This window comes from Burkholderia anthina (assembly GCF_902498995.1).
Lineage (GTDB): Bacteria > Pseudomonadota > Gammaproteobacteria > Burkholderiales > Burkholderiaceae > Burkholderia > Burkholderia anthina.
Window position 1 is genome coordinate 22,338 of record NZ_CABVLY010000015.1, and the last position, 11,365, is coordinate 33,702.

The 11,365-nt window shown below is 66.4% G+C and carries 9 protein-coding genes; 7 read left to right on the forward strand and 2 right to left on the reverse strand.

The genetic code is table 11. The features are described from left to right. Window positions 1-80: 80 nt before the first annotated feature. The 3 genes from BME24068_RS19405 to BME24068_RS19415 all read left to right on the forward strand — a co-directional run bounded on the left by BME24068_RS19405 (window position 81) and on the right by BME24068_RS19415 (window position 3,315). On the forward strand, window positions 81-944 hold the full coding sequence (locus tag BME24068_RS19405; RefSeq protein WP_096501826.1) for a glycine betaine ABC transporter substrate-binding protein: 864 nt from the start codon (window positions 81-83) through the stop codon (window positions 942-944). Window positions 945-1,122: 178 nt separating this feature from the next. Beyond that, complete coding sequence (locus BME24068_RS19410; protein WP_174927067.1) at window positions 1,123-2,778, forward strand: trimethylamine N-oxide permease; 1,656 nt, start codon at window positions 1,123-1,125, stop codon at window positions 2,776-2,778. Window positions 2,779-3,108: 330 nt separating this feature from the next. Beyond that, a complete protein-coding gene (locus tag BME24068_RS19415) occupies window positions 3,109-3,315 on the forward strand; it encodes a hypothetical protein (RefSeq protein ID WP_174927068.1) in 207 nt (68 codons plus the stop codon). A 124-nt stretch (window positions 3,316-3,439) separates the two neighbouring features. On the opposite strand, the gene purU is transcribed toward BME24068_RS19415, so the two are convergent. Further along, complete coding sequence (gene purU / locus BME24068_RS19420; protein ID WP_096501822.1) at window positions 3,440-4,327, reverse strand: formyltetrahydrofolate deformylase; 888 nt, start codon at window positions 4,325-4,327, stop codon at window positions 3,440-3,442. Between the two features lie 205 nt (window positions 4,328-4,532). Further along, a complete protein-coding gene (locus tag BME24068_RS19425) occupies window positions 4,533-5,459 on the reverse strand; it encodes a choline sulfate utilization transcriptional regulator (RefSeq protein ID WP_096501820.1) in 927 nt (308 codons plus the stop codon). Window positions 5,460-5,661: 202 nt separating this feature from the next. Between BME24068_RS19425 and betC the strand changes: the two genes are divergently transcribed. The 4 genes from betC to BME24068_RS19445 all read left to right on the forward strand — a co-directional run bounded on the left by betC (window position 5,662) and on the right by BME24068_RS19445 (window position 11,111). Next, entirely contained in the window at window positions 5,662-7,212 is a 1,551-nt protein-coding gene (betC, locus tag BME24068_RS19430; RefSeq protein ID WP_174927069.1) for a choline-sulfatase, read from the forward strand. A gap of 45 nt (window positions 7,213-7,257) precedes the next feature. After that, the gene (gene choX, locus BME24068_RS19435) at window positions 7,258-8,226 is read left to right on the forward strand and encodes a choline ABC transporter substrate-binding protein (protein WP_096501816.1); all 969 of its coding nucleotides are present in this window, start codon (window positions 7,258-7,260) and stop codon (window positions 8,224-8,226) included. A gap of 257 nt (window positions 8,227-8,483) precedes the next feature. Continuing rightward, window positions 8,484-9,623, forward strand: a complete 1,140-nt coding sequence (locus BME24068_RS19440; protein WP_096501814.1) for a porin — start codon at window positions 8,484-8,486, stop codon at window positions 9,621-9,623. Between the two features lie 237 nt (window positions 9,624-9,860). Beyond that, on the forward strand, window positions 9,861-11,111 hold the full coding sequence (locus BME24068_RS19445) for an MFS transporter (protein WP_096501812.1): 1,251 nt from the start codon (window positions 9,861-9,863) through the stop codon (window positions 11,109-11,111). Window positions 11,112-11,365: the final 254 nt, after the last annotated feature.

Consider the following 11,365-nt stretch of genomic DNA (forward strand, 5'->3'; position numbering starts at 1 on the left):
CAAACCGGCCGGATCGCCGAATTGTGGTTGAAGAACCTAGAGAGACAACGCGCGATGGGCGCATATCAAGGAGATCGACCATGAAGCTGTTCGGAAAACTGTTGTGGACCGGCGCACTGTCGGCAATGGTGGCATTGAGCGCATCGGCGCTCGCCGACACGAAACCGACGCTGAAGATCGGCTACGTCGAAGGCTGGGACGACAGCGTCGCCACGTCGAACGTCGCGGCCCGCGTGATTGAGAAGAAGCTCGGCTACCAGGTCCAGCTCGTGCCGGTCGCTGCCGGGATCATGTGGCAGGGTGTGGCACGCGGCGACCTCGACGCGACGCTGTCCGCATGGCTGCCCGTCACGCACGGCTCGTACTGGGGCGAATACAAGACGAAGGTCGTCGATCTCGGCGCGAACTTCCCCGACGCGAAGATCGGCCTGATCGTTCCCGATTACGTGAAGGCGAAGAGCATCGACGATCTGAACGCGGAGAAGAGCGACTTCGGTGGCCGCATCGTCGGCATCGATGCGGGCGCGGGCGTGATGCGCAAGACGGACGATGCGATCAAGAGCTACGGCCTGAGCTACACGCTGATGCCGAGCTCGGGCGGCGCGATGACGGCCGAGCTGGCGCGCTCCGTCGGCGCGAACAAGCCGGTGATCGTGACCGGCTGGGCGCCGCACTGGATGTTCGCGAAGTGGAAACTGCGCTTCCTCGAGGATCCGAAGAAGGTGTTCGGCGGCGCGGAGCACGTCGACAGCGTCGTGAATCCGCAGCTCGAAACGAAGGCCAAGCCGGTCGTCGCGTTCCTGAAGAAATTCCAGTGGAAGCCGGGTGAAATCGATAGCGTGATGCTCGCGATCCAGAACGGTTCGAAGCCGGAAGCGGCCGCCGATGCATGGATTGCAGCGCATGCGGACCGCGTGAATTCGTGGACTGAAGGCGCGCAGTAAGTCCGCGGCGATTCGCCACACACAACATCATAACAACACGCCGGGAATGTCATGCAGGAATCCGAAATAATAGTGATTCGATGCGGCCATATCCCGGTTTTCTTTTACTGATTCTGCAAAAAAGCGCGTAAGTTGTTACACTACGCCCCTTGTGCGGAGTCATCACAGGAGGAATTGGATGAGTCAGGCAGGACTGCGTGCGAACCGCACCAGTGATGTTGGAACTACCATCTCACATGATTCGACGGGCCACACGCTGCATCGTGGCCTGACTTGGAAGGATGCATTTTGGGTGACGAGCGGCGTGCCGGCTGGCGTGCTGTTCACGATCGGCGGCGTATGTGCGACGATCGGCCAGCCTGCGTGGGCGATCTGGATCGCCGCGATCACGATGGGGCTGATCCAGAGCGCGACTTATGCGGAAATATCGGGGCTATTTCCCCATAAATCGGGCGGCGCGTCGGTGTATGGCGCGATCGGCTGGGTCCGTTACAGCAAGCTGATTGCCCCGGTTTCCGTGTGGTGCAACTGGCTCGCGTGGTCGCCGATGCTCGCGCTCGGTTGCGGCCTTGCCGCGAGCTATGCGCTCACGAGTCTCTTTCCCGCCAATGCGGCGGTGCTGCACTGGCAACTCAAGATCGCGGATCTCGGTTTCATCAAGCCGGGTCTGTCGCTGCGAATCAACGCGACGTTCATCATCGCGACGATTCTGCTTCTCATCACGTTCAAGCTTCAGCATAGCGGTGCGTCGAAGGCTGCGCGTACGCAGCGCATTCTCGGCATTGCATCGCTCACGCCGTTGCTGATCGTCGGCATCGTTCCGTTCATCACCGGCGACGTGCCGATGTCGAACCTGCTCCCGCTGCTGCCGCTCGGTCACGACGCGCACGGCAATCTCACGACCGCGACGTTCGGCTCGTGGAACGGGCAGGGCGTCACGATGGCGCTCGGCGCGATGTTCATGGCCGGCTGGGCGTCGTACGGCTTCGAGACGGCCGTCTGCTACACGCGCGAATTCCGCGATCCGCGCCGCGACACCGCGAAGGCGATCTTCTGGTCGGGCGCGCTGTGTCTCGTCGTGATGACGCTCGTGCCGATGGCGTTCCAGGGCGCGCTCGGCACGCAGGCGATGCTCGATCCGGCGATCGGCGACGGCACCGGTGTCGCGGCCGCGATGGCGAAGATCGTCGGCGGCGGCGCGTGGGTCGCGAATGCGGTCGTCGTGATGCTGATGCTGTCGATCCTGCTGATCGTGATGACGTCGATGATGGGCTCGTCGCGCACGCTGTACCAGGCATCGGTCGACGGCTGGCTGCCGAAGTACCTGTCGCACGTGAACGAGCACGGCTCGCCCACGCGTGCGATGTGGACCGATCTCGGCTTCAATCTCGTGTTGCTGATGATGTCGGACTACATGACGGTGCTGTCGATCTCGAACGTCTGCTACATGTTGTTCGTATTCCTGAACCTTCAGTCCGGCTGGATCCACCGGATGGATCGCGGCAACTGGGATCGGCCGTTCCGCTGCCCGACGTGGCTGCTCGTCGCGGGCTCGATCTGCGGCTATGCGAACCTCGTCTACGTCGGCGCGGGTGCGAACCTGCAGGGCGAAGGCACGCTGCGCAACGGGCTGATCGCGATGCTGCTGATCGTGCCGGTGTTCCTGTTCCGCCACTACTGGCAGGATCGCGGCCGTTTCCCCGCGCAGATGCAGCGCGACATGGAACTCGAAGTGCCGAAGCGCGCGATGTGGCTGAACCTGATGCCGTACGTGGCGCTGATCGGCGCGGGGCTCACGATCTGGTTGTCGCATTACCTGGCGTGGGTGAAGTGAGCACATAGCCGTTGCTCGTCGCGTGAGGACCCCGGAAACCGCACACGGGGTCGTTGCGCGGCGCGGCACTTCGGGTAAAGGCGATGCCGCCCTGGCATGCCGCCGCTGTTCCGGCGCCGTTGTCCTCGGCGCCATTTTCTTTTTGTCTCGCCGGTTTTCCCGGCATTGGCGCCCGGGCGGGCTCACCGGCGTCGAGAATTCGAAGACGGGCGAGTGGATCAGCAGCGGTGTCCGTGAGGTCGTGACGGAGGGCGGCAAGCCGGCGCCACCCGGATCGGTATGCTTCGAGAGGAACGCGGGCGGGAGCCGGACTCCCGTCAGGAGATGTTAATGTCGTGCCCCGAATGCCTGAAGTTTCCCGTGCCTACGTCGAACTATGCGGAGGTCGCGGTGAACGAAACCATGCAGTCCGAACTTCATCGATGCCGTACCTGTGGCCAGTTGATCAAGACGATTGCGCTCGATCACGGGGTGTACTACCTGTCGCCCGAAGACGCGCGCGAGCAGTTTCCCGGATTCGATCCGTCGAAATACTGACGCGTGTCCGTGTTTGACGGGCCGGGGCGCGACACGCGCGAACCCGTGCCCGGCAAGCGGCTGGATCTCTTTGCCACGCGTGGCGGAGCGTCTCGGCCGAGATCCCTCCGCCGGCGCCTCCCGCTTACGGAAACACCACCGTCCGGTCGCCGTTCAAAAACACCCGCCGCTCGATGAACGCCTTCACTGCCCGCGCGAGCGTGATGGATTCGACGTCACGCCCCACCGCGAGCAGTTGCTCCGGCCGCAGCGCGTGATCGACACGCTCGACCACCTGCTCGATGATCGGGCCTTCGTCGAGATCGTCGGTCACGAAGTGCGCGGTCGCGCCGATCAGCTTCACGCCGCGCGCATGCGCCTGGTGATACGGTTTCGCGCCCTTGAAGCCGGGCAGGAACGAGTGATGGATGTTGATCGCGCGGTTCGCGAGCTTCGCGCTCGTTTCCTGCGACAGCACCTGCATGTAGCGCGCGAGGATCACGAGTTCGGCGCCGCTCGACGCGAAGAAGTCGAGCCACTGCGCTTCCTGCTGCGCCTTGGTGTCGGCCGTGATCGGAAAGTGCCGGAACGGCAGCCCGTGCTGCGCGGCGAGCGGTTCGAAGTCCGGATGGTTCGACACGATGCCGACGATGTCCATCTTCAGCTCGCCCATCCGCCAGCGGAACAGCAGGTCCGCGAGGCAGTGCTCGAGCTTCGACACCATGATCAGCACCTTGGGGCGCGCGTTCACGTCGTGGATCGCCCACTGTGCATCGCCTTCGGCGTCGCCGCCGAGCGCGGCCGCGATCGGCCCGAACTCCTGGCGCAGCGCATCGATCTGCAGCGTCTCATCCGTCGGATGAAACACGCAGCGCACGAAGAAGTGATTGCTGAGATCGTCGTCGAACACGTTCAGCGCATCGACATAGCAGCGATGGCGCTCGAGAAAGCCGACGACGGCGGCGACCTGGCCGGCCGCGCTCGGGCACGACAGCGTCAGGACGAATTGATCGGGGCGTGAGTCGGCAGTCATGAGAATCCTCGGGTGTCATGGGGCGCGAACCCGCGCGGCGGCGCACCGGGGCGCCGCGCGACGCGGGTAGCGGGAGACTCAAGTAAATCAGGACGATTTTTGCGCGGATAGAACCAACGCGCCGTGTGGCTGGTATCGGTACGCCAGCACGGACGGACGGCGCGCAGCCGGTCATGCGGCGGTTTTCAGGCCGCCGGGCGGCCCGTCACGCCGGCGCGCACGCGTCGAGCAGCCAGCGCCGGAACACGTGGGTCGCGTCCGGCTCGGGCCGCTGCGGTGGCCGCACGAGGAAGTAGCCGCGCGACGTGACGACCGGCGCGTCGACGAGCTTCACCAGTTGCCCGGACGCGACGAGCTCGTCGACGAGCGGCGACCAGCCGAGCGCGACGCCCTCGCCGAGCAGCGCCGCGTGGATCACGAGCGCATAGCTGTTGAACGTCACGCCGCGCGCGGCGGCCGGCGCATCGAGGCCATGCGCGTCGAACCAGCCGGCCCACGACAGCCAGCGCTCGGGGCGCGTGGGCTGCACGTGCAGCAGCGGCAGCGCATGCAGGTGGTCGGGCCGCGCGACGTCCGCGTGCGCGGCGCGAAACGCCGGCGAGCAGACGGGCGTGACCGATTCCGGAAAGAGCCGCGCGGCCGTGCACGACGGCCAGTGGCCGTCGCCGAACAGGATCGCGATGTCGGCATGGTCGCGCTGCGCGTCGTAATCCTGCGACGTGACGACCCGCACGTCGACATCCGGCATCACGTGCTTCAGGCCGGCCAGGCGCGGCATCAGCCAGTAGGTGGCGAACCCGAAATCCGTGACGATCGTGAGCGCACCGTGCTCGCGGCGCGCGCGCAGCGTCGCCGTGGCGCCGCGCAGCGTATCGAGGCTTTGCCGCACCGCTTCGTACAGGCACTGGCCATCGGTCGTCAGCGTGACGCCGCGCGGGCTGCGCTCGAACAGCGGCACGCCGAGCTCCGCCTCCAGCTGGAACACCTGCTGGCTCACGGCCGGCTGCGTCGAGCCCAGCTCGCGCGCGGCGGCCGTGAAGCTCGCGAGACGGGCGGCCGATTCGAACGCGCGCAGCGCCTGCATCGACGGTAACGCTTCGGGTTTCGACATAAGTCTCTCTAATGGCCCCATAAGGGGAGGATGCCTTCCCGCACGAATTCGGGCGGGAGATAGTGCGTCGGACGGCACGGCGCCGCGCCAGGCCCTCCGCGATTCTAGCCAGTCGCGGCCGGTGCGCGCGGCACTTTCTTCACGCTGCTTCCGTCATGCCGGCTGCGTCGCTGTTCGGGCGTCGCGCCGTTCCGTTCGAACACCGATTTCACTGTGAGCGCCGATGACGAACCCGACTCCCAACATCCTGATCCTGATGGCCGACCAGCTCACGCCGTTCGCGTTGCCGGCATACGGCAACCGCGTCGCGCGCACGCCGACGCTCGACCGTCTGGCCGCGCAAGGCGTGGTGTTCGACGCCGCCTACTGCGCGAGCCCGCTGTGCGCGCCGTCGCGCTTCTCGCTGCTGACCGGCAAGCTGCCGTCGGGTATCGGCGCCTACGATAACGCCGCCGAATTGCCGGCGCAAACGCTGACGTTCGCGCACTACCTGCGCGCGGGCGGCTACCGGACGATGCTGTCCGGCAAGATGCACTTCTGCGGCCCCGACCAGCTGCACGGCTTCGAGGAGCGGCTCACGACCGACATCTATCCGGCCGACTTCGGCTGGGTGCCCGACTGGGATCAGCCGACCGAGCGGCCGAGCTGGTATCACAACATGAGCTCGGTGCTCGAAGCCGGCCCGTGCGTGCGCACGAACCAGCTCGACTTCGACGACGAAGTCACGTTCGCGGCGAAGCAGAAGCTGTACGACGTCGCGCGCGAGCGTGCGGCCGGGCACGACGCGCGGCCGTTCTGCATGGTCGTGTCGCTGACGCATCCGCACGATCCGTATGCGATCACGCGCGAATACTGGGATCTGTACCGCGACGAGGAAATCGACATGCCGGCCGTGCGGCTCGATGCGGCGGAAAGCGACCCGCATTCGCAGCGGTTGCGCTTCGTCTGCGAAAACGACCGCACGCCACCGACCGACGCGCAGATCCGTGCCGCGCGCCATGCGTACTACGGCGCGACGTCCTACGTCGACGCGCAGTTCGGCAGCGTGCTGGCCGCGCTCGAGCAATGCGGGTTCGCCGACGACACGATCGTGATCGTCACGTCCGACCATGGCGACATGCTTGGCGAGCGCGGGCTCTGGTACAAGATGACCTTCTTCGAAGGCGGCTGCCGCGTGCCGCTGATCGTCCATGCGCCGAACCGCTTCGACGCGGCGCGCGTGCGCGGGCCCGTGTCGCACGTCGACCTGCTGCCGACGCTCGTCGACCTGGCCGGCGTCGCACCGGCCGGCGGGCGGCCCGATGCCGGATGGCCGGACCCGGTCGACGGCGCGAGCCTCGTGCCGCATCTGCACGGCAAGCCCGCGCGCGACGTCGCCCTTGGCGAATACCTCGCGGAAGGGGCGGTCGCGCCGGTCGTGATGATCCGCCGCGGCGACTGGAAGTACGTGCATTGCCCGGCCGATCCCGACCAGCTCTACAACCTCGCCGACGATCCGCGCGAGCGCACCAACCTGGCCGGGACGCCCGAAGCGGCCGACCTGCTCGCCGCCTTCCGCGCCGAGGCCGCGCGGCGCTGGAACCTGCCGGAGCTCGATGCCCGGGTGCGCGCCAGCCAGCGGCGGCGCCGTTTCCATTACGCGGCGACGACGCAGGGCCGCATCCAGGCGTGGGACTGGCAGCCGTTCACCGATGCGACCCAGCGCTACATGCGCAATCACATCGAACTCGACACGCTCGAAGCGATGGCGCGCTTTCCGCGCGTCGGGCGCTGAACGGTCCGCATCGCGGACATTGACGAACGACGGAGGAAGCGAATCATGAAACGACAATGCAATGCAGCAATCCGGAGAATCGGCGCGGTATTCGCCGCGGCCGCGTGCGTGATGGCGACGCAGCCCGCGCACGCCGCCGACCCGCAGACATGCCGCGACGTGCGGATGGCGGCGCCCGGCTGGACCGACATCGACGCGACGAACGCGATGGCCGGCGTCGTGCTGAAGGCGCTCGGCTACCGGCAGGACGTCGCGAACCTGTCGGTGCCGATCACGTACCAGGGGTTGAAGAAAGGGCAGGTCGACGTCTTCCTCGGCAACTGGATGCCCGCGCAGGCGCCGCTCGTGAAGCCGTTCGTCGACGAGAAATCGATCGACGTGCTGCACGCGAACCTGAGCGGCGCGAAGTTCACGCTTGCGGTGCCCGACTACGTCGCGGCCGCCGGCGTGCGCACGTTCGCCGATCTCGCGCGCTACGCGGACCGCTTCGACGACAAGATCTACGGGATCGAGCCCGGCGCGCCCGCGAACCAGAACATCAAGCGGATGCTGTCCGACCATGCGCTCGGTTCGGCGAACTGGTCGCTGGTCGAATCGAGCGAGACGGGGATGCTCACGCAGGTCGAGCGCGCGGTACGCGACAAGCGCTGGATCGTGTTCCTCGCGTGGGAGCCGCACCTGATGAACACCAAGTTCCACCTGACCTACCTGTCGGGCGGCGACGCATACTTCGGGCCGAACTACGGCGGCGCGACGGTCAACACCGTGACCCGCTCCGGCTTTGCCGGCCAGTGCGCGAACCTCGCGCGGCTGTTCCGGCAGATGACGTTCTCCGTCGACGTCGAGAACAGGATGATCGCCGACATGCTCGACAACAAGTCGTCGCCCGCGGTCGCGGCGCAGCATGCGCTGAAGGCCGCCCCCGCGCTCGTCGAGGGCTGGCTGGACGGCGTGACCACGGCGTCCGGCACACCGGCGCTGCCGGCCGTGCGCGCGGCGCTCGACGGCCACTGACCTGCCTCCGGGCGGCCGGCTTTTTGCCCGGCCGCCCGTCTCCGTGTTTTCCCGACCGGTCGCATCGAGACCATTTGGTGTCGCCTTCAGACGGGTGACCCGAAATATGGGTTTGTATTTTTCGCCAATGGCTGCGTTATTGCGAAAAAAGAAATGCCGAAGCCATCGGACGTACTGAATTCGAATCAGCCGGCGTATTGCAGCGCGCGCCAGGCCACGGTTCTTTCCATTGAACGGTTCAGGGAGGGTGGGCGAGAATGAAGCAAAAGAAAGTTGCCGTAGCCGCCGCGCTGGCATGCGCGGCCTGTATTCCCGCCATCGGCCACGCGCAGAGCAGCGTGACGCTGTACGGGATTCTCGATGCGGGCATCACGTACGCGAACAACACGGGCGGTTCGCACGTGGTCAAGTTCGACGACGGCATCGCGTACGGGAACCGCTTCGGCCTGAAGGGCACGGAAGATCTCGGCGGCGGACTGAAGGCGGTCTTCGCGCTCGAGAGCGGTTTCCGCCTCGGCAACGGGCAGCTCGGCTTCGGCGGTTCGGAGTTCGGCCGCCAGGCTTATGTCGGTCTGCAGAACAACTGGGGCACGCTGTCGTTCGGCAACCAGCTCGACATCACCAACGAGCTCGTGTCGATCTACAACATCTCGGCATGGGGCAGCGGCTATGCGATCCACCAGGGCGACTTCGACCGCTTCAACGGCGACCGCCTGCCGAACTCGGTGAAATTCCTGTCGAACGACCTGAGCGGCTTCAAGTTCGGCGCGATGTACTCGTTCGGCAACGTCGCCGGCAACTTCCACCGCAACAGCGCATGGAGCGCGGGCGCGAGCTTCACGCACGGCGACTTCTCGGTCGGCGCCGCGTACACGCGCCTGAACAACCCGAACGGCATCTACGGCTTCGACCCGTACGCGATGATCGGCACGCATACGTTCCTCGGCCAGCAGACCGTCACCGTCGACCCGGCGACCGGCGCGCGCACCGACCTGTTCGCGGATACGGCGATGAACGTCGACAGCCAGGGCACCTTCGGCATCGGCACGAGCTACACGATCGGCAAGCTGTCGCTCGATGCGAACTTCTCGTACACGACGATCAAGGGCTTCGGCCAGTCGTCGCACATGCAGGTGTATGAAGGCGGCGGCCTGTACCAGTTCACGCCGGCGCTGAGCTTCATCGCGGGCTACCAGCACACGCGCTTCGAAGGCCACCACTGGAACCAGGGCACGGCCGGCCTGCACTACCTGCTGTCGAAGCGCACCGACGTGTACATCTCCGGCGATTACCTGCGCGCGTCGCAGGGCGTCGATGCGGTCATCGGCTACAGCTTCACGCCGTCGACGACGCAGACGCAGGCCGACGTGCGGATCGGCATGCGGCATTCGTTCTGAGCGGGGTGCGGTAGATTTTTCGACGTCTTCAGCGAGGTCTCTCTTTGGCGCGAACCGCGGTTCGCGCCTTTTTTTTCGTGCAACCCGGCGCGATGACGTGCGGCGCCGCGTGACGCGGGCTGTCGTCGTCCGCATCGGGCGCGTGCCCGACGGGGTTCCGGCGGTTGGCGATATCATCGCGGTTTGGCCGCGTCGCGTATCGCCGACCGCCGGCCTTCCTTCGATGACGCCTCCCCGATGACCGCCCCGTTACCCGAATCCAGTTCGCCGTCTCCGTTACCCGCCAACCTGTTCCGCCACGCACCGTTCCAGCGTTTCTGGGGCACGCGCGTGATGTCGTCGCTGGCGTTCCAGATCCTGTCGGTTGCGATCGGCTGGTACGTGTATGCACTCACGCACAGTGCGTTCGCGCTCGGCCTCGTCGGCCTCGCGCAGTTCGTGCCGATGTTCGCGCTGACGCTCGTCGTCGGACAGGTGGCCGACCGTTACGACCGGCGGCGTATCGCGACGATCTGCCAGGGCGTCGAGGCGCTGGCCGCCGGCGTGTTCCTGCTCGGCGCGGCACAAGGGTGGCTGGCGGCACCGGGTGTCTATGCGCTCGCGGCGATCGTCGGCACCGCGCGTGCGTTCGAATCGCCGTCGGTGTCGTCGCTGCTGCCGGCCGTCGTGCCGCGGAGCGACCTGCCGCGCGCGACCGCGTTGTCGACGTCCGCGAACCAGGCCGCGCAGATTCTCGGGCCCGCGTTCGGCGGGCTGCTGTACGGCCTCGGTGCGCCGGTTGCCTTCGGCACGAGCGTCGTCGCGTTCGCGATCGCGGCGATGCTGAGCGGCACGATTCCACTGCGTAGCGCACCGCCCGTGCGCGAGCCCGTCACGCTGCGCTCGGTGTTCTCGGGCATTGCATTCATCCGGCGCGAACCGGCGATTCTCGGCGCGCTGTCGCTCGACCTGTTCGCGGTGCTGTTCGGCGGCGCGACCGCGCTGCTGCCGATTTACGCGCGCGACATCCTGCAGGTGGGGCCGTGGGGGCTCGGCGCGTTGCGCGCGGCGCCCGCGGTCGGCGCGCTCGCGGGCACGCTGTGGCTCACGCGCTTTCCGTTGACGGGGCGGCCCGGCCGCGCGATGTTCGGCGGCGTGATCGCCTTCGGCATCGCGACGATCGTGTTCGGGCTGTCGCGGCACTTCGCGCTGTCGCTCGTCGCGCTGGCGGCGCTCGGCGCATCGGACGTGGTCAGCGTCGTCGTGCGCCTGTCGCTCGTGCAGCTGAGAACGCCGGACGACATGCTCGGGCGGGTGAGCGCGGTCAACTCGCTGTTCATCGGCACGTCGAACCAGCTCGGCGAATTCGAATCGGGCGTGACGGCCGCGTGGTGGGGCGCGCCGGCCGCGATCGTCGTCGGCGGTGCGGCGACGATCGCCGTCGCGCTCACGTGGATGCGGCTGTTTCCGACGTTGAGGAACATGACGTCGCTGGAACGCGATCGCTGAGCCGGCCCGACAGGCCGATGCATTCATATGAAGCCGGCCTCGTGCATTACAATAAATTTCAAATTGCTTTCTTGTTTCAATCAAATACCAAACGGTATTCGGCCTGATAATCGTCTGATTATTTGAATTCGGCCGCGCTCGTTTCGGCCGGATCGGCGGATGGATGCTGAAAACCGCAGGCGCAGCGCCGGGTTTCCGACGCGCGAAATCGAAAAGATGCTGATCCATCAAACCCTTGGCGTACAAAGGGCTGG